This window comes from Phenylobacterium sp. (assembly GCF_044358365.1).
Taxonomy (GTDB): Bacteria; Pseudomonadota; Alphaproteobacteria; order Caulobacterales; family Caulobacteraceae; genus Phenylobacterium.
In genome coordinates this window covers 31,711-48,946 of record NZ_JBIKNZ010000021.1, presented here as the reverse complement: position 1 = coordinate 48,946, position 17,236 = coordinate 31,711, and the positions used below count along the sequence as shown (strand labels likewise).

The 17,236-nt window shown below is 63.8% G+C and carries 18 protein-coding genes; 6 read left to right on the top strand and 12 right to left on the bottom strand.

Going from position 1 to position 17,236, the window contains the following annotated elements; translation table 11 throughout:
- Positions 1-499: 499 nt before the first annotated feature.
- The 10 genes from ssb to flbT all read right to left on the bottom strand — a co-directional run bounded on the left by ssb (position 500) and on the right by flbT (position 9,496).
- Complete coding sequence (gene ssb, locus ACIQ3B_RS08200) at positions 500-982, bottom strand: single-stranded DNA-binding protein (RefSeq protein WP_397401436.1); 483 nt, start codon at positions 980-982, stop codon at positions 500-502.
- Between the two features lie 113 nt (positions 983-1,095).
- Positions 1,096-1,473 (bottom strand): hypothetical protein, encoded by a 378-nt coding sequence (locus tag ACIQ3B_RS08195; protein WP_397401434.1) that lies wholly within the window; start codon positions 1,471-1,473, stop codon positions 1,096-1,098.
- A gap of 31 nt (positions 1,474-1,504) precedes the next feature.
- The gene (locus tag ACIQ3B_RS08190) at positions 1,505-2,146 is read right to left on the bottom strand and encodes a hypothetical protein (RefSeq protein ID WP_397401432.1); all 642 of its coding nucleotides are present in this window, start codon (positions 2,144-2,146) and stop codon (positions 1,505-1,507) included.
- A gap of 103 nt (positions 2,147-2,249) precedes the next feature.
- Positions 2,250-5,009, bottom strand: a complete 2,760-nt coding sequence (locus tag ACIQ3B_RS08185) for a hypothetical protein (protein ID WP_397401430.1) — start codon at positions 5,007-5,009, stop codon at positions 2,250-2,252.
- A 132-nt stretch (positions 5,010-5,141) separates the two neighbouring features.
- A complete protein-coding gene (locus ACIQ3B_RS08180) occupies positions 5,142-5,975 on the bottom strand; it encodes a flagellin (protein WP_397401428.1) in 834 nt (277 codons plus the stop codon).
- A 172-nt stretch (positions 5,976-6,147) separates the two neighbouring features.
- Complete coding sequence (locus tag ACIQ3B_RS08175; protein WP_397401426.1) at positions 6,148-6,435, bottom strand: hypothetical protein; 288 nt, start codon at positions 6,433-6,435, stop codon at positions 6,148-6,150.
- A 132-nt stretch (positions 6,436-6,567) separates the two neighbouring features.
- Entirely contained in the window at positions 6,568-7,386 is an 819-nt protein-coding gene (locus ACIQ3B_RS08170; protein ID WP_397401424.1) for a flagellin, read from the bottom strand.
- Between the two features lie 278 nt (positions 7,387-7,664).
- Complete coding sequence (locus ACIQ3B_RS08165) at positions 7,665-8,483, bottom strand: flagellin (protein ID WP_397401422.1); 819 nt, start codon at positions 8,481-8,483, stop codon at positions 7,665-7,667.
- Positions 8,484-8,745: 262 nt separating this feature from the next.
- Positions 8,746-9,111, bottom strand: coding sequence for a flagellar biosynthesis regulator FlaF (gene flaF / locus ACIQ3B_RS08160; protein ID WP_397401420.1), 366 nt, complete (start codon positions 9,109-9,111; stop codon positions 8,746-8,748).
- Complete coding sequence (gene flbT, locus ACIQ3B_RS08155) at positions 9,071-9,496, bottom strand: flagellar biosynthesis repressor FlbT (protein ID WP_397401418.1); 426 nt, start codon at positions 9,494-9,496, stop codon at positions 9,071-9,073. Before flbT ends, flaF begins: the two co-directional genes overlap by 41 nt.
- Before the next feature lie 222 nt (positions 9,497-9,718).
- On the opposite strand from flbT, the gene ACIQ3B_RS08150 reads away from it, so the two are divergent.
- From ACIQ3B_RS08150 to ACIQ3B_RS08140, 3 genes are all read left to right on the top strand, one after another.
- Complete coding sequence (locus tag ACIQ3B_RS08150; protein ID WP_397401416.1) at positions 9,719-11,521, top strand: tetratricopeptide repeat protein; 1,803 nt, start codon at positions 9,719-9,721, stop codon at positions 11,519-11,521.
- A 126-nt stretch (positions 11,522-11,647) separates the two neighbouring features.
- A complete protein-coding gene (locus ACIQ3B_RS08145) occupies positions 11,648-12,514 on the top strand; it encodes an AAA family ATPase (protein WP_397401414.1) in 867 nt (288 codons plus the stop codon).
- Between the two features lie 93 nt (positions 12,515-12,607).
- Positions 12,608-13,417 (top strand): hypothetical protein, encoded by an 810-nt coding sequence (locus ACIQ3B_RS08140; protein ID WP_397401412.1) that lies wholly within the window; start codon positions 12,608-12,610, stop codon positions 13,415-13,417.
- Positions 13,418-13,437: 20 nt separating this feature from the next.
- Here the strand turns inward: ACIQ3B_RS08140 and ACIQ3B_RS08135 are convergent, their stop codons facing one another.
- Both ACIQ3B_RS08135 and ACIQ3B_RS08130 read right to left on the bottom strand, forming a co-directional pair.
- Positions 13,438-13,812 carry a hypothetical protein gene (locus ACIQ3B_RS08135; RefSeq protein ID WP_397401410.1) on the bottom strand — a complete coding sequence of 125 codons (375 nt, stop codon included), beginning with the start codon at positions 13,810-13,812 and terminating at the stop codon, positions 13,438-13,440.
- A gap of 30 nt (positions 13,813-13,842) precedes the next feature.
- Entirely contained in the window at positions 13,843-14,655 is an 813-nt protein-coding gene (locus ACIQ3B_RS08130) for a universal stress protein (protein WP_397401408.1), read from the bottom strand.
- A 107-nt stretch (positions 14,656-14,762) separates the two neighbouring features.
- Here ACIQ3B_RS08130 and ACIQ3B_RS08125 point away from each other — a divergent pair, with 107 nt between their 5' ends.
- The 3 genes from ACIQ3B_RS08125 to ACIQ3B_RS08115 are packed head-to-tail and all read left to right on the top strand — an operon-like array spanning position 14,763 to position 17,223.
- Entirely contained in the window at positions 14,763-15,407 is a 645-nt protein-coding gene (locus tag ACIQ3B_RS08125; protein ID WP_397401406.1) for a YfbR-like 5'-deoxynucleotidase, read from the top strand.
- Positions 15,404-16,366, top strand: coding sequence for an NrtR DNA-binding winged helix domain-containing protein (locus ACIQ3B_RS08120; protein WP_397401404.1), 963 nt, complete (start codon positions 15,404-15,406; stop codon positions 16,364-16,366). The genes ACIQ3B_RS08125 and ACIQ3B_RS08120 overlap by 4 nt, the downstream gene beginning before the upstream one ends.
- A 53-nt stretch (positions 16,367-16,419) precedes the next feature.
- Complete coding sequence (locus ACIQ3B_RS08115) at positions 16,420-17,223, top strand: helix-turn-helix domain-containing protein (RefSeq protein WP_397401401.1); 804 nt, start codon at positions 16,420-16,422, stop codon at positions 17,221-17,223.
- Positions 17,224-17,236: the final 13 nt, after the last annotated feature.

Here is a 17,236-nt window from a genome sequence, read left to right as displayed (position 1 = left end):
TGCGCCACGATCCGCTCGCGCAGGTCCATCGAATAGCTCTTGCCCATGATCCACCTCCATCCACGGTGAATCACGCTTCGCCAGATTTGGGAATCCTTCGATTCCCGATTCAGGCACGACGCTCTAGAGCCTGTCCGTTTCAGATGGAATCATCTGAAACGGATAAACAGGCTCGTTTTCATACATTTAGAGTGCGACGGGCGCTTGAACCGGTATCCACTTCAAGCTGTCGCGCTCTAGCGCCCCTCCATGATCGACTGGACGGAGATGAGCCCGTTCAAGCCGCGGATACTGCCCGCGTCGTCGCCCCGAAGCAGGCCGGATATCCCCTGGGTGGAGCTTCCCGCAGCACTTCGCTGACCGGCATCCGTACCGCACGTCTGGTGAATGGGAGTCCTCGAGGCGCCAGGATGGACCTCGGCGCCAATCGATCCCGGTACAGGCATTTGCCGGGATGAGCGGAGTCTGGATCCCGGACTCGAACCGACCGGACCTGACTCTAGAACGGGATCTCGTCGTCCAGGTTGGCCGAGAAGTCTTCCCGAGGCGCCGAGCTGGTCTGGCGGGGACCCGAGGAGAAGCCGCTGGAGCCCGAAGAATAGCCGCCCTCCCCCTGCTCGGCGTCGCCGCCGCGACCGTCCAGCATGGTGAGTTCACCGCGGAATTTCTGAAGGACGATCTCGGTGGAGAACTTCTCGACGCCCGACTGATCCGCCCACTTGCGGGTCTGGATCGAGCCCTCGATGTAAACCTTGGAGCCCTTGCGCAGATAGTTCTCGGCCACCTTGACGAGGTTCTCGTTGAAGATGACCACGCGGTGCCATTCGGTCTTTTCCTTGCGCTCGCCCGAGGACCTGTCGCGCCAGGTCTCGGAGGTGGCCACGCGCAGATTGGCGACCCGGTCGCCGGAGCCCAGGGCGCGAATTTCGGGGTCTGCCCCGAGGTTCCCCACCAGAATGACCTTGTTGACGCTGCCCGCCATGTCGTTGTGTCCCGTCGTTTCCGTAGCTTCGGGCTCTGGCCCTGCAGGCACGCTAGACGCTCAGATCGGGCGCGGCAAGCGAATGTTCTTTGTTTGTTTCATTCTGCCCACAGTTATTGCTGCGGCATGGCGCCCGGAATCGCCAACCGACCGTCGCCGGTCCTGACCAGAGCCACATAGCGCGGCCCCTCCAACGACGTGGAAGTCAGAACGCCCTCGCGCACCAGAAACAGGAAATTGGCCTGGAAGGCGCCGTAGATGTCGGTCTGGTTGCCGCCCAGCCGCAGGAACTTGACCCGCATGGCTTCGAGGTTGCCGGCGCAAGCCTCCAGCGTGGCCACTGTCACCACACGGTTGTACTTCATCGATCCGTCCTTCTGCGGCACCACATGGTAGCAGACGCCGGCGTCACCCGGCGGCTTGGTGCGCTGGGCGCACCCGACCATCGCGAGCGCGGACACACCGAGGATCAGCAGTGTTTTGACGGACATAATTTTATCCTATCAGGCCAGCCGCCGCGCGTCATCCAACAGGTGGCAAGGCGCAGTCAGCCGCCTGCAGAACCAGCGTCGAGAATGTGCGGTTGTCGTCCGAGACCTCCACCCGGCCTGGCATAAGGCGCAAGGTGCGCGCGCCCCAGCGGCCATAGACCGCGCCCGAGGTCTCGCAGCGCCCCGCGAAGAGCGCCTGGACACAGCCGTCAAGGTCGAGGTCATTGGCCACCTTGCGCCAGCGCCCGCCCCGATGAAGCCAGCAGCTGCCTGGCGAGGGTTCATTGCCCACCTCGGCGTCAGGCTCCGGATCGGGCGTACGGAATGCGGCGCCCGCCTCCTCCTGGGGCGGCAGCGGAATGAGCGTCTGGCTGGCCTGCTGGGCCGCCGCCAGGGCGCCGCTCTCGTCGATGCCGACGTCCAGGGAATCGGTGGCCACGCCATTGCGCCGGGCGCAGGCGGTCAGGCTGAGTTCGCCGACAAACTGGCCGGCGACGAAGCAACGCAGCGGCCTGGCCGGATCAATGCGGTCATCGTCGGTAGCACTGGAATCGATGATCAGGCCGGCCTCCGACGCCGGCGGCGGGGTGGTGCGGTCAATGTCGCTGCGGGTCATGAACCAAGCCGCACCCAGTCCCGTGAGCAGGGCGATCAGGCCACCCGCCACAAACATGGGGACCCTGCGGGCCGGGGGCTTGGGGGCTGGGGTCTGCGACGTCTCCATGGGGTCTGGCTAACCCCCCGTCATGGCGCATTCAAGTCGCCAAATGACCCGGCTATCTGCCGAGGCGGTCCAGCGCCGCCTGATAGTTGGCGATCTGATTGTTCAGATAGGCCGGCACCTTGCCTGAAATCGCCGCAGCGGAGGGCGGTGGCGGAGGTGAGGCGGCCGCCTTCATGTCGATGTAGGCCTTGCGCACCACGCCCATGGCCTGGCCGATTTCGGCAATAGCGTGCTTGCGCTCAACCTCGTCGTTGAGGTTGAGGTTACTGGGCAAGCCCAGTCCGTAAAGCATGCTCTTGCCGTCGGCCGGGAGGGTTTTGCCACCCACCGTCGTAGTCTTGCGCAGGACGCCCTCGGGGATGCCCAACAGCTCCAGCGCGTCCTTGCCGTCCTTGCCCAGAGCGAACTCGATCATCTGCCTCGGAGTCGTCGGCTCGATGCGCAGGCTGCGCTGACCGCCCAGGGAGGTGATGGTGACTTTCGCCTGGAAGTTACTGTTTCGACGTATCTTCTGGGCCAGGGTATCAATCGTGTCGGTCGCTTCAATGGTGACGGTCCGGGCGGCCCCCTGCCCCGTCTTTATCGTAAACTGGTCGCCGGCCCGGAGGGCGGAGGCCGCCGTCAGGCGCGGTGAATCGCTGAGGTCCAGTTGGCCTTGCGGCAGGCCCAGGCGATCCAGGACGCTGGCGCCCTGGGTGTCCACGGCAATGCTCGTGGGCGCCGCGCGCCCGTCCTTGCCCGTAAACCGGCGCGACCATTCGACAGTCCCGGCGGCTACGTCCAGGCGCGTGAGAAAGCCGTCCTTCGTGCCGATCTTGTTGGCGAACCCCGGCAGATCCGTTCCGACAGCGCCCGCCAGCCAGACCTCGCCGCCGGCGCCGACAGCCAGGGCGGTGGCGCGGTCGTCGCCTGCCCCGCCGTAGTAGGCGATGGAGCCGCCGGGTCCGAGATTGGCGGAAATCCGCGCCGCGAACGCATCGCTGCCGCCCGAGTGCGCCCGGGTTATGGTTCCGGCGGCCAGCGCCGGGTTTCCAGCAGATCCGGCCACGACAACCTCGCCTCCATCCAGGGCAAGACCGGTGATCTCACCGCCCTGCAGAACGCCGAGATCGCGCATAGATGTCTGCACGGGATTGGCGCCAGAGACATCATATCTTCGCAGGACCGCGCGGCCGTCCTCGTTGCTGGCGGTCACCACCGAGGTCCCATCGACGACCAGGCCGGCCGGGCGATCCGTGCCGGCGGTGCCGAAAGTCGTCGTAAACAAAGTCTGTACCTTGCCGTTTCCATCCGGCTTGAAGGCCTCAAGATAGCTGTCCCAGCCCCCGATGGCCGTGGTCCCTGGAAGGGCCGACTGGGCGCGACCGGCGACATAGACGGCGCCATCGGCGCCGAACGCCACGTGGCTGGCCTCGTCGGCCTTACGCGCGCCGCGCCGCTGGGTCCAAAGCTCCTGCCCCTCGGCGTCGAAGACGGTGACGTAGCTGTCTGACGAGGCGCCGGGGCCGGCTGTGGAATTCAGTGCGCCATTGACGGCGCCGTTCAGCCCCCCCGTGACGGATCCGGCAATGGCGATCTTGCCGTCAGCCGACAGGGCCAGGCCCAGGCCGCTGGAGGTCTCTGCGGCCCCGAGAACACGGGCGAAGATCAGCTTCCCGGCGCCGTCATACTTGAGCAGCGCGGTGTCCTGGGCGCCCCGGATTTCCTGGCCAGCGACCTTGGAGGTTACATCCGCCAGCATGTAGACCGAGCCGTCGGCGTCGACCTTGGTCTGGCGAACGGTCTTGACCTCAGGCCCCAGGGTTTGCGCGAACACGCGGCCATCCACCCAGTTCTGCTCGCCGGTCCTTTGCAGCGGCGCGGCAACGTTGGTGGTATCGGTCTGGAACTTGAGAAACTGGCTGCGGGCGATGCTGTCGGCTGTGGCGGGTTTACCATCCGGATCGGGGTTGCCCGCGTCCTGAGCCAGATAGACCGCGCCCGCCGTCGCCGGCGCCTGGAACGAGACGGTTTCTCCAGCTGAGACCTTGAACTTCAGCGCAAACTGATCGGGATTGGTTCCAATAGTCACCGGCTTGCCGTTCACCGTAGTGGTCTTCGGCGGTCCGGGCGTTCGAGCCGAGGAAACCCGCGCTTCAACTCCGGCGGCCTGAAGCTTGCTGTTGATGTACTCCACGGTGTTGCCCATCGTACGCGGCGTGGCGCCCATGGCGGACAGGTCGATCGGGACGTTGATGGTGGTCCCTGACCGCCTCACGGTGATGTTGAACGCGACCGCACCCTGGAACGCCGGAACGACGGTCGAACTAGACCCGCTCACCAATGGCGGGGTCTGATACTCTGTTCGTGTCCGGGGGACGCCCAGCTTGGCCTTGGCGCTGGTGGCGGCTTCGCCCTGGACCAGGCGCATCTTTTCGAAAGATGAGTCGTCTACGTAGCCGGCAACCTCTTCGAGACCCCGGGTAAAGGCCTGACTGATGCGTTGCTTCTCGCTGGGGTTAAGGCTCTTGGCGCCGGCCTGCTCGGCGACGCCCAACAGGCTGCCGAGCCCCTGATAGAGGGCGAACAGTTTTCGGTAATCCGTACTCGCGCCAGCCAAGTCCAGCTTGGCCGCACCCTCATTGATGAACTTGCGGCCCGACAGAGCGGCCTTGATCGCCGCGCTGGTTTCGGCGGGCGTTGTGGAACCGTTCCAGGGCGCCGTGGGCGCGACCCGCTTGAAGGTTCCCGGGGATGCGCTCGCAACCGCCCGGGCACCGGTCCGAGACTGGTACGTCGAAAGCAGCAGACTGGAATCAATCGCCGTAACCATAGGCTCGCTCGCGCAGACGCAGGGGTCGCAGGTTCACGATAGTCACAACAACACTTACCTCTCGTTAAGCCGCCCGCAAAACAACACCCAGGCTCACCTCCGCGCCGGCCAAAGCGCTTTCCACGTAACGGGCTAGCCGCCGCGGAACAAATCCAGGATGATACGCGGCGCCGAGTTCGCGATTGAAAGCGCCTGAGCGCCCAGCTGCTGCTGGACCTGCAAACCCTGAAGACGCGCGCTTTCCTTTGCGAGGTCAGCGTCAACCAGGTTCCCGACGCCAGACTCCAGAACATCAGTCAGTTTGGACACGAAGTTGAGGTGGGCATCGATCTGCTTGGCCTGAGAGCCGAGATTGCCCAGCGCCTGGTTGACGTTGGCGATGGAGGTGTCAAGGCGCGCCAGCACGGTTGTGGCGATGGTGATGGTGGTGATGCCCGCAGTGGCCGGGATGGTGATGTTGGAGCCGCCCAGAGCCAGGGTGCGCGTCGACAGGGTGAGGCGCGAGGTCGCCTCGGCGTTGGCCAGGAACTGGATATTGCCCGCCGTGCCGCTGAAGATATTGGCGCCGTCGAAGCTGGAATTCTGCACCACCTGAGTGATCTGTCGCAGGATGGCCTTGAAGTCGGAGTCCAGCGCGTTCCGCGAGGCCGCATCCAGCGATGTGTCCAACGCTGCAACGACCTTGGCCTTGAGCTCAACCAGGAGGTCCGAGATGGTGGCGCCGGCGGCGAGCGAGACATCAGCGATCGAGGTCGCGCGATTCAGGCTGTTGGTCACCGCCCCCAGCGCCCCGATGTCGGCCCTCTGCCCCTGAGCAATGGCCCAGACGGAGGCGTTTTCCTTGGCGTTGTTGATCCGCAGACCGGTGTTGATCCGATTTTGCGTCTCGGTCAGCTTGTCGGTGGTCGCATTGAGGTTCTGGAGCGCTGTCAACGCTGACTTATTTGTATGGACGCTGATCGTCATCACGCTCTCCTGGCGGTCCGACCCCGGCGGCGACTCGCAACCGTGTGGCCAGGCCACTGTAGGAAAACGTGGTGATCAGAAAGTTAACGCGCCACGCAGAACGCCGCCGCCGGGCGCTCCGGGGCGGTTAACGGTGCATACTGGTCCTGCGCGAACGGCGGGCCGGGCTGGATCAGACCTCGGTGCGTACGATCGCCCCGGACTTGTATTCGTCGCCTGATTGCAGCTTCAGGATCTCTTCCCGAGGAAACTGCCGAAGGATTTCGCCCGTCACACGGTTGATCGTCTTGTAGACGTACGAGCCGCTGACCTTACCTTCTTCAATGACCAGACGAACGTCGGCTAGATCCGGGCCCGTCGCCACGGACGGCGCTTCTGCTTTCGTAGGCGCCGAACCTTGCTGGACTTGCGTCGGGACTGGATCGAGCAAGCGTGCGTTAGTTGCGATCTTGGGTTCCATTGCTCCTCTCGCCGACCTGTGGTGCGGCGCTCCGGATTATTTGGGAAATGCGACCGGCGGACGGGCGAGCCGCCCGCCGGCGTATTTGGAGTGATACCCGGAACATCAGATCGTTCCGGGCGTCGCGTTCCATTAGCGGAACAGGGCCTGCAGGATCGACGGCGCCTGGTTCGCGATCTGGAGCGCCTGAACACCCAGCTGCTGCTTTGTCTGCAGGGCCTGGAGCCTGGCGCTTTCCTTCGCGAGATCAGCGTCGACGAGGTTGCCGACACCAGCGTCGATCGTATCCTGCAGCTTGTTGACGAAGTTAAGGTGAGCGCCCAGGGCCTTGGACCCGGTACCCAGCGACGACAGCTTGCTGGAGACTTCCGTGATCGCCGAGTTCACGAGGCCGATGGCCGTGGAGGCCAGGGTCTTCGTGCTGATTGAGCTGGTCGACAGCGACAGCGCCGAAAGCGTCAAGGTCTGGGCGGCAACGGTGATCACCGATGAGGCGTCAGAGTTGGCCAGGGCGTTGATTGTGGTGCCACCCTGCTTGATCAGGTTGCCACCATTGAACTCGGCGTTGCTCACTGCCTTGGTGATCTGGCCGAGAATAGACTTGTACTCGTCGGCAAGAGCCGTACGGCTGGTGCCGTCCAGACCCGCGTCAGCGGCGGAAAGCGCCTTTTCCTTCAGCTGCAGAAGCAGGTCGGAAATGGTCTCGCCGGCCGAAATCGCAACCTCTGCGGTCGATTGACCGCGCTGAAGCGATTCCCGCACGGAGTTCAGAGCGTTGGAGGCGGCACGCTGGTTCTGGGCGATCGCCCAAACGGCGCCATTGTCCTTGGCGTTGCCGATCTTCTTGCCGGTATTGATCCGGCTTTGTGTAATTTCCAGTTCCCGGTTCGTCTGGTTCAGGTTCTGGAGGGCGACCATGGCGCCGACATTGGTATTCACTGAATTTGGCATTTTAGACCTATTTCTCAGGGACCGACCGTCATTCTGACAGCCAGAGGCGTTTTGCCTGCCCACTTGTGAGCAACGAACGCGCCAAACGTGGCTGCCGCACTTCCAAGATCAAATCATTGAAAAACTTGAGTTATAGGACTGTTAAGCCTATCGGCGCCCGGCAGTTTCTGCCTGGTAAGGCGCTCAGGTCGGCAGAATATGCCGGCCAAGGCCGGCAATTCCGACCTACCGCGCAAAGAGGCCGCCAGGCGAACCAAAGCTCGCCTGGCGGCAATGACCTAGCGGAACAGAGCCTGCAGGATCGTCGGCGCCTGGTTCGCGATCTGGAGCGCCTGGACACCCAGCTGCTGCTTTGTCTGCAGGGCCTGGAGTTTGGCGCTTTCCTTCGCGAGATCGGCGTCGACAAGATTGCCTACACCGGCATCGACTGTGTCCTGCAGCTTGTTGACGAAGACGAGATGAGCGCCCAGGGCCTTGGCCCCGGTGCCCAGCCTCGAAAGCTTGCTGGAAACTTCCGTGATCGCCGAATTCACAACGCCGATGGCCGTTGAGGCCAGGGTCTTGGTTCCCAGGGTGCTTGTCGCTAGCGACAGCGCCGTCAGGGTCAAGGTCTGGGCTGCAACCGTGAGCACCGATGAGGCGTCAGAGTTGGCCAGGGCGTTGATCGTGGTGCCACCCTGCTTGATCAGGTTGCCACCATTGAACTCGGCGTTACTCACCGCCTTGCTGATTTGAAGCAGCAGGGATTTGAACTCGTCGGCGAGCGCACCACGGCTGGTTGCGTCCAAACCTGCGTCAGCGGCGGAGAGCGCCTTTTCCTTCAACTGCAGAAGCAGGTCGGAAATGGTCTCACCAGCCGAAATCGCAACCTCGACGGTCGATTGACCGCGCTGCAGGGATTCCCTGACGGAGTTCAGAGCGTTGGAGGCAGCGCGCTGGTTCTGGGCGATCGCCCAAACGGCGCCATTGTCCTTGGCCGTCGCAACCCTCTTGCCGGTGTTGATCCTGGTCTGTGTGGTGGCAAGCTCCGCGTTGGTTTTATTCAGGCTTTGCAGCGCGACCTGCGCGCCAACGTTCGTATTGACCGAATTGGACATGGTGCAGTTTCCATTCTGGAAGGGGAAAACCGGCTTCGCCGATGAGCGACTTTGCGCTTGCCCCACCCTCCGCAATCGGCATGCCAAGCCGTTAACCCTGAGCGGAACCCATATCTAATTGAATATTTGAGATATTTTCAGGATCTCGACCCGTTGGGCCACGCGCAAACGTTAGCGCGCATTTGCCGCGCGGCAGAAGCTGCCGGGACATGAAAAAGGCCGCAGTCGCCTGCGGCCTCCCAGATGTGACAAAACCACACGATCAGGCGGCGACCTGGGCTCCAGCCGCGAGACCCTGCATGATCATCCGGTTGATCTCGATCAGAGGTTCGATCTCTTCCTCACGACGGATCACAAGACTGGTGTGCCTCCCGACCCAGAGGCTCAGCGAAATGATCGACGCCCGCAATGGCTTTGGCAGGCCATTGTCGGGGCTGCCGCAATCCGAGGCGAATGCGGTCCACACCCGGCGATTCCAGTCGAGCGCATCAGCCCGGCCGCCGAAATCCATCGGATCCAGCTTCGAGGCCTCGATCAGCGCGCGGGTGACCTGCGCGAACAGGCGGTATTCGGTATCGCGCGGGCTTTCAGCCCGCGTCGCCGCCTGCTGGTAAGCCTGTAGGGACATGCCCCAACCTTTCGTCTTCGTACTCTATAAGTTTCCGGCAGAGCATGAGCGCCTTATAGAACTCACGCTCCATGCAATGGCGCGATATGTTGACGCAGTGCGTAAGAATCAATGGATTCTGGATAACGCCCATGAACTCCGTGAGCCTCAGCACGAACTCGTCGTAATGGCGCTGGGCGCTTGCCTCATCGAGATACATCATCATCACCGGGAAATAGATGCGTCGGGCCGGCGTCTCGACTTCGGATTCCTGCAGGATGTCCTTCTCCCGAAGGACCGAGGCCTTGTTCTGTAGCACCAGGACCGCGCGGCGATCACCGTTCTGCAGCACAGCGCCGTTCAGGACGAACTTTTCTCCGGGTCTCAGAGACAACTTCAGTGGCAAGTCTGTCTCCCTTTTCTTGCGCGGCGAGCCGCACCATTGCGATTCGCGTCAGGTCAACTTCGCGCATGCCGATCCCTAGCGCACCCCCTGCCTAGCCGCTTTTCGGTTAACGACGCCTTTCGAGCGCGAGACGCGCTTTCGGCAGCGGACGAAGCCACAGCGATTAACGCGCGATTAAGCATAATCAGGCGAGCAAGGGGCGGGCCAACCTGAGGTGAATCCATGTCGCGCAATGCGATGATCAACGCCGCATCCAGCCGGGCGCTGCAGGATTCGGCCGGGGCCACGCCTGCCCGGATGTCGGTTGTCGACATGGGCCAGGCCGCCAACAAGGAAGCCCTGGCGACCCTCAACGAGGCGGTCCGCGAACTCAAGGCGCTGGCCGTTCAGCCGATCCTCAAGCGCGCCATCGAAGCCCTGAACCGCGAGGACTTCGTCGCCGGCGGCAAGTGGGCGGTCAAGGCGCTGGAGAAGGACGAAAAGAACGGCGTCGGCTGGTACCTTCTGGCGATGGCGCGGGAGCGGGCGGGCGATTTCACCAACTCGATCAAGGCCTATGAAGCGGCGCTGCAGCTTTTGCCTGACCACGCCGAGGTCGCCAATGACCTTGGGCGTCTGGCCTATCGAATGGGCATGCACGAACAGGCCGAGAAGCTGTTCCGCCACTATGTAGAGCACGCGCCGGATCGGCCGGAAGGGGTGAACAACCTGGCGACGGTCGTGCGCGATCGCGGGCGTCCGGACGAGGCGGTCGAGCTCCTCAGGCAGGCCATTGGCGTCAAACCTGAAGCCCAGATGCTGTGGAACACCCTGGGCACCATCATGATGGAACGGGGCGACCTGGAAACGGCATGCATCTTCTTCTCCGAAGCGATCCGGCTGGCCCCGACATTCGGGAAGTCGAGGTACAATCTAAGCCAGGTGAAGCTCGGGCTCGGCGACCCTGAGGGTGCGCTGGAAGACTGCGACGAGGCCATGAAGCTGGTGATCACCGCGGACGACCGCGAGATGATGCGACTGGCGCGCAGCTCTTACCAACTGGCCATGAGCCGGCTGGGCGAAGGGTGGGATGACTACGAGGCCCGCCTGTCGCCACAATTCGCCGATGTCACAAACTTCTTTATCGACCGTCCCCGCTGGTCGCCAGGCGCTGATGTCTCAGGCAAGACCGTGCTGGTGGTTGGCGAACAGGGTCTAGGTGACGAGATCCTGTTCGCCAACGTCCTTCCGGACCTGCTGGAAAAACTGGGCCCTGAGGGCAAGCTGCGGATCGCGGTGGAGCCACGCCTGGTTCCGCTGTTCCAGCGCAGCTTCCCCACGGCCGAAGTCACCTGGCACACGACCCACGTCTGGGCGACCCGCCCGCTTCGCTCGGCGCCCAACACCGACCACGCCTCGGCGGATCTGTGGACGCCAATGGGCAGCCTGATGCGGGAGTTCCGGCGCACGCTGGACGACTTTCCGGCGCACAAGGGGTTCCTCAAGCCTGATCCGAAGCGGGTCGCACACTGGCGCAAGGTGCTCAAGACGGCTCCGGTCGGGCCAAAGGTCGGGCTGCTATGGAAGAGCGCCACAAACAAGGACGCTCGCCAGCGCTATTTCTCGCCTTTCTCGCAGTGGGCGCCTGTGCTCAAGACTCCTGGCGTCAGCTTCATCAATCTCCAGTACGGCGACTGTTCGGAGGAACTGGCCCAGGCCGAAGAAGAGTTCGGCGTCCGGATCTGGACGCCGCCCGGCATCGATCTGAAGAAGGACCTGGACGATGTGGCCGCGCTCTGCGCCGCGATGGACCTCGTTGTGGGATTTGCAAACGCGAGTTTCAACCTGGCCGCCTCGAGCGGCACGCCGGTCTGGTTGATTTCGACCCCAGGCTCATGGCCGCGTCTCGGCACGGACCGCTACCCCTGGTATCCGCAGGCCCGCGTCTTCATCACCCCCACCTATGGCGACTGGGACGGGGTTATGGCGCTGATTGGTGATGCGCTGGGCGAGCATGTGGCAGACGGCGACACCCCGGGCGCCTGACGCCGCGCAGCCGCCTTACTGACTGCGCCTGCTCGAACGCGCTTGAACATCGCGCGCGGCCCTATAGGTTGCCCCCAGACAAACAACTGTTCGAATGCGGGCACGGAGCTCGCACGGGGAGCCTAGATGAGCCAACGTTTTACCGGGACTGACAATTACGTCGCCACCGAAGACCTCAAGGTGGCCGTCAATGCCGCCATCGCCCTGGAGCGCCCGCTCCTGATCAAGGGCGAACCCGGCACCGGCAAGACCGTGCTGGCCGAGGAGATCGCCAAGGCGCTGGGGTCAGAACTGATCACCTGGCACATCAAGTCGACCACGAAGGCGACCATGGGCCTTTACGAATACGACGCCGTCACCCGTCTTCGGGACAGCCAGCTGGGCGATGAGCGGGTCAAGGACGTCAAGAACTACATCAAGAAGGGCAAGCTCTGGGAAGCCTTCGAGCACAAGGGCCGACCCGTGTTGCTGATCGACGAGATCGACAAGGCAGACATCGAGTTCCCGAACGACCTGTTGCAGGAACTCGATCGGATGGAATTCTACGTCTACGAGACCAACGAGACCATCAAGGCGGCGATCCGCCCGATCGTGATCATCACCTCCAACAACGAAAAGGAACTGCCGGACGCCTTCCTGCGCCGCTGCTTCTTCCACTACATACGCTTCCCCGACTCCGAGACGATGCAGCAGATCGTCGACGTCCACTATCCGGGGATCAAGAACAAGCTGGTCGCCGAAGCGCTGCGCATCTTCTACGACATGCGCAAGGTGCCGGGTCTGAAGAAGAAGCCCTCCACGTCCGAGTTGCTGGACTGGCTGAAGCTGCTGATGGTCGAGGACATCGACGCCGATAGCCTGGCGGAGAAGGATCCGACCAAGCTGATCCCGCCGCTGCATGGCGCCCTGCTGAAGAACGAGCAGGACGTACACCTGTTCGAGCGCCTGGCCTTCCTGGCCCGTCGCGAGGGCGCGGCCCGCCCCGGCCAGTAAGTTACGTTCGGCGTTACACCGAATTCACTCGCCTTTTGGAAGGGCTCCGGCCACCGTTTGTCGCAACAGACGGATTGGACGGAGCCCTTTTCCATGAGAACGCTATATCTTCTGGCCGCATCGGGACTGGCCCTGGGCACGTCGGCCTGCGCGGTGAAAGCGCCACCGGCGCGGACGGCTCTGGAGTGTCCGCAAACGCAAGGCGACCTCTCCCGCACCTCGGCAGCGTCTGACGGCAAATCGTGCACCTACATGACATCCAGCGGGGCCGAGGTAACCTTGCAACTGGTGTCCGCCGCCGGCGGGGCAGATGCGGCCCTGACGTCGATCGAAACCACCCTGCTGGCAAATCGCACCCCGCCAACCCCAGACGACAAGACAAAGGCTGACGCGCCGCCAACGCCCGCGACGGCGGCTTCGGCCACTGACTCCAGCAAGGCGGCGGCTGTAGCGGCCGAGCAGGCGCTCGAGGACTCCAGTCGCGCCAGCGTCGATGTGAGGATCGACAGCTCCGGCAAACACGTAACCGAGAACGGCGACGGAACGATGCGGGTTGATCTACCGGGCATCCACATCACGGCGAATGAAAACGATGAATCGGCCAAGGTTCGGGTTGGACCGATCTCAATCGACGCCAACGACTCCAGCGCCACGATCAAGTCGCGGCGCGATGTCCGGCTGCGGGGCGAAGCCTTCAGCCGCGAGAAGCGCGGCATCCGGGCAACCTTCATCTACACCGGCAAAGACCTGCCGACGGGCTATCGTTTCGTAGGCTATGAAGCCGGTGGCCCCAAGACAGGCCCGATCACCGTCGCCATCGTGAAGTCAAAGCTGGATGGCGTTGCGGGCGAAGAGATATACCCCGATGTCAAGAAGCTGGTCCGCAAGAACGGCGGCGTGTGAGCCTATGGGGTAGCGATCTTTCACCCTGCAGGCTGGATCTCGACGACCTTGTAGGTAAGCGGGCGACCGTCTTCATCTGAAACGGTCACGTACTCTCCAACGGCGAAGCGGTGCATGCCCAGACGATAGACGGGCTCGTCGTCGTCGGACGCTGCGGCGTCGTAGTCGAAGAACCAGTTCTTGCCCTTGCGCGCGAGACGGCCCTCGACCGCCGCCTCATCGGGCGCGAAGCGGCGCACGGTGCAGTGGTCGCGGGACTTGCCATAGGCCGCCTCGTCCAGATGACCTTCAGCGGTCAGCGGCGCGGTCAGGGCGTAGCCTCGATGATCGTCGCCACCGGCGAACTCCGTGCCAGGGTTGCGGGCCAGACGCATGGTGATGCGCGATAGGGTCATGACGTGAGATCCTAAAAAATAATAACAAATTCAATGGGACAAAAACAAGGATGGCGAGTCCGCATTGAGAAGTGTCCGGGTGGTCCCGCCAAAGATGAACTCCTGAAGCCGAGGGTGGCCAAAGGCGCCAGCCACAAGGATTTCGGCGCCGACTGACGCCGCAGCCCGCAGGATCGCCGGCGCGGCATCTCCGCTCTCGGCCAACGTCAGGACCTCCGAGGTCACGCCGCGCGCCGCATAGTAGCCCTGCAACCGTACAGGATCGAAGGTGCGCGAACTGGCTTTGGGTGCGGCGATGATCACCACCCTGGACGCATTCTCCAGCAGGGGCGTCGCCAGTCGGGCGGCGCGCGACGCCTCCTTGCCGCCATCCCAGGCCACGGCGACGACGCCGCCGATTTTCAAGCCTTCCCGCGCCACCAGCACGGGACGCTGTTCATCGGCGACCATCTGCTGGAACGCCTCGGCCAAGGGCCCCCTCCCCCGTGACGCGTCGCTGGTGAAGACGATCACATCGGAGAGCCGGCTTTCCGCCGAAAGGCCGGCCCAGACCGGGGTCTGAAGGCTCACGAACTGCTTTTTCGCGTAGGTGGAGGCTGCGAAGGTCGCCCGGGCGTTGGCCTCGCCCGCCGAAGTGGCCTCCTTCAACGACTCCAGCGCGGTCGTCTGCACCCCGCCAAGGAATCCCTCACCCATCCATGGCATGACGTCAGCCAGGTCCGCCGGCGTGTAAACCCCGGCCAGTTCCGCGTCGAACGCCCCGGACAGCATTGCCGCTGCGCGTACAGCTTCGTCATCTCCCTTGCCGCCGGACAGCGGCGCCATGATGCGGGCCCAACTCATGGAGTATCCTTTTCTCTGCGAACAGTGACGGCCTCACACTGGACCTCCATTGATCTTTCGCAAGTCCTGGGTCAGTTCACAGGGGTCAGATCGGGAGGAACGTTCGCGTGAGGAAAGGGTTGCCCCGCAGGAGCGCTATCCCGCGCGCGTGGCAGCGCATGCTCTCCGGACGGCGGCTCGACCTGCTGGATCCCTCACCCATGGACGTGGAGATCGAGGACATCGCCCATGGTCTGGCGCGGGTGGCGCGGTGGAACGGCCAGACGATCGGCGAGCACGCCTTCTCGGTGGCCCAGCACTCGGTGGTGGTCGAGGAGATCGTAGCGCACCTGCAGCCCGACATTGCGCCGCGCTGGCGTCTTGCCGCCCTGCTGCACGACGCCTCAGAGTATGTGATCGGCGACATGATCTCGCCGTTCAAGGCGGCGCTGGGGTATGACTACAAACTGTTCGAGGAACGGCTGGAGCATGTCATTCACACCCGGTTCGGCCTGCCCGCCAAAACACCCGCCGAGATCAAGGTTCTGATCAAACAGGCCGACCGTGCCTGCGCCTTCTTCGAGGCGACGCAATTGGCGGGCTTTGCGCAGGATGAGGCGATCGAGCTCTTTGGCGCGCCGCCGGCCGGCTACAGTCTGCACATTGAACCAGAGGCGCCGTTCGCGGCACAGGCCCGGTATGTGCGCCGTTTCGAAGCCCTTTCGGAGGCGGCCGGCTATCGCCCGCACACGCCTGGCGTCAGCGCGCCATGAACAGTTCGCTGGTCATCGGCCTTTCCGCCGTGGTGGTGGCCATCAAGGATGGCGAGGCGGCGGCCCTGACCGTTCGCCACAAGGCCGCCAGCGGCAACCTGACCGGCCTGCCCTTCGGTCCGTTTGACCCCGACGGCCACCGGACGTTCGAGCTTGCGTTGCGCGCTTTCGTGACCGAGCAGACACGGTTCGATCTGGGGTATGTGGAGCAGCTCTATACGTTCGGCGACAAGGGTCGCGACGCGCCGCTCGCCGATCTGGGCGACGGCGATGCGGCGGCGCGGGTAATCTCCATCGGGTATCTTGCGCTGGCCCCGGCCGCCGTGGACACCCACTTTGCAGGCAGCACCTGGCGGCCCTGGTCGCAGATATTCCCCTGGGAAGACTGGCGTATCGGACGGCCCCCGGCCCTGGCTCCGATCGAGACCGCGTTGCGCGCCTGGAGCGGCGGCGACGCCCAGCGGCTGGCTCGCGCACGCCTGTTGTTTGCGCTCGACGACGCACCCTGGAACGAGGAACGGGTAATCGAACGCTACGAACTGCTCTACGAAGCGGGCTTGGTACAGGAAGCCGCGCGCGACCGTGGGGAGACCGCGCCATCGCGCTCCGACCAATTGATCGCGGCCGTTGGCGAGGCGATGATCTCCGACCATCGGAGAATTCTGGCCACCGCATTGGGACGGCTTCGCGGAAAGCTCAAGTACCGTCCGGTGGTGTTTGAGTTGATGCCGGACGCCTTCACCCTCTCGGCCCTGCAGCGGACGGTGGAAGCGATCGCGGGCGTGCCACTGCACAAGCAGAACTTCCGGCGGGCGCTGGAGCGGGCTGAGCTGGTCGAGGGCCTTGGCCGCCTGGACGCGGAAACCGGTGGACGCCCGGCCGAGTTGTTCCGGTTCCGGCGGGAAATCCTGGGCGCACGGCCGGTTTCCGGGCTGAGCCTTCCCCTCCTGAGGGAATAAGATTACCTCCAAGGTCATGGATATGGGGCGCATATCGCCATAGCCTTGACTCCATGAACCAGCTGTCCAGCCCGCTTGGCGATCAATTGCGCACCTGGCGGCAACGTCGCCATCTCAGCCAGCTCGACCTGGCGCTCGACGCCGAGATTTCAACACGACATCTGAGCTTCATGGAAACCGGGCGCGCCCGGCCCAGCCGCGAGATGGTGCTGCGCCTTGCCGAGCGGCTGGAAGTTCCACTGCGGGAACGCAACACCCTGCTGGTCGCCGCCGGTTTCGCGCCGGTATTTCCGCAGCGGGATCTTGGACACCCTGCCCTCAGCGCCGCCCGCAAGGCCGTCGACCTGATCCTGACCGGTCACGAACCCTTCCCGGCCCTCGCCGTTGATCGCGGCTGGAATCTCGTGGCGGCCAATCGCGCCGTGGCCCCGCTGATGGCGGGGGTGGACCCTCAGTTGCTCGCCGGTCCGGTCAATGTCCTGAGACTGAGCCTGCACCCTCTTGGACTGGCGGCACGCATCGTCAATCTGGACGTCTGGCGAACCTACATTCTGGAGCGACTGCGGCGCGAGATCGACATCACGGCAGACGAAGGACTGGTGGCGCTGTTGAGCGAACTGCGCGCCTTTCCCGGATCCGCCGCCGGGTCACGGGCGACCCAGGGCGCACCGCTGGACGGCATCGCCATGCCTCTGGAAATGCAGATCGAGGGCCGGCTGCTGTCCTTCCTTGTCACCACAACCGTCTTTGGCACGGCCACGGAAATCACGCTCTCGGAGCTGACCCTGGAGACGTTCTTCCCTGCCAATGCCGAAACGGCGACAGCGATTCAATCCATGGCCAAGACGGTCGCCTGACCCGGTATCCACG

What these genes read in the sequence shown, in the direction of transcription:
- ssb (WP_397401436.1), bottom strand. Translation starts at nt 982, where the DNA reads ATGGCGGGCAGCGTCAACAAGGTCATTCTGGTGGGGAACCTCGGGGCA.
- ACIQ3B_RS08195 (WP_397401434.1), bottom strand. Translation starts at nt 1,473, where the DNA reads ATGTCCGTCAAAACACTGCTGATCCTCGGTGTGTCCGCGCTCGCGATG.
- ACIQ3B_RS08190 (WP_397401432.1), bottom strand. Translation starts at nt 2,146, where the DNA reads ATGTTTGTGGCGGGTGGCCTGATCGCCCTGCTCACGGGACTGGGTGCG.
- ACIQ3B_RS08185 (WP_397401430.1), bottom strand. Translation starts at nt 5,009, where the DNA reads ATGGTTACGGCGATTGATTCCAGTCTGCTGCTTTCGACGTACCAGTCT.
- ACIQ3B_RS08180 (WP_397401428.1), bottom strand. Translation starts at nt 5,975, where the DNA reads ATGACGATCAGCGTCCATACAAATAAGTCAGCGTTGACAGCGCTCCAG.
- ACIQ3B_RS08175 (WP_397401426.1), bottom strand. Translation starts at nt 6,435, where the DNA reads ATGGAACCCAAGATCGCAACTAACGCACGCTTGCTCGATCCAGTCCCG.
- ACIQ3B_RS08170 (WP_397401424.1), bottom strand. Translation starts at nt 7,386, where the DNA reads ATGCCAAATTCAGTGAATACCAATGTCGGCGCCATGGTCGCCCTCCAG.
- ACIQ3B_RS08165 (WP_397401422.1), bottom strand. Translation starts at nt 8,483, where the DNA reads ATGTCCAATTCGGTCAATACGAACGTTGGCGCGCAGGTCGCGCTGCAA.
- flaF (WP_397401420.1), bottom strand. Translation starts at nt 9,111, where the DNA reads ATGTCCCTACAGGCTTACCAGCAGGCGGCGACGCGGGCTGAAAGCCCG.
- ACIQ3B_RS08150 (WP_397401416.1), top strand. Translation starts at nt 9,719, where the DNA reads ATGTCGCGCAATGCGATGATCAACGCCGCATCCAGCCGGGCGCTGCAG.
- ACIQ3B_RS08145 (WP_397401414.1), top strand. Translation starts at nt 11,648, where the DNA reads ATGAGCCAACGTTTTACCGGGACTGACAATTACGTCGCCACCGAAGAC.
- ACIQ3B_RS08140 (WP_397401412.1), top strand. Translation starts at nt 12,608, where the DNA reads ATGAGAACGCTATATCTTCTGGCCGCATCGGGACTGGCCCTGGGCACG.
- ACIQ3B_RS08135 (WP_397401410.1), bottom strand. Translation starts at nt 13,812, where the DNA reads ATGACCCTATCGCGCATCACCATGCGTCTGGCCCGCAACCCTGGCACG.
- ACIQ3B_RS08130 (WP_397401408.1), bottom strand. Translation starts at nt 14,655, where the DNA reads ATGAGTTGGGCCCGCATCATGGCGCCGCTGTCCGGCGGCAAGGGAGAT.
- ACIQ3B_RS08120 (WP_397401404.1), top strand. Translation starts at nt 15,404, where the DNA reads ATGAACAGTTCGCTGGTCATCGGCCTTTCCGCCGTGGTGGTGGCCATC.
- ACIQ3B_RS08115 (WP_397401401.1), top strand. Translation starts at nt 16,420, where the DNA reads ATGAACCAGCTGTCCAGCCCGCTTGGCGATCAATTGCGCACCTGGCGG.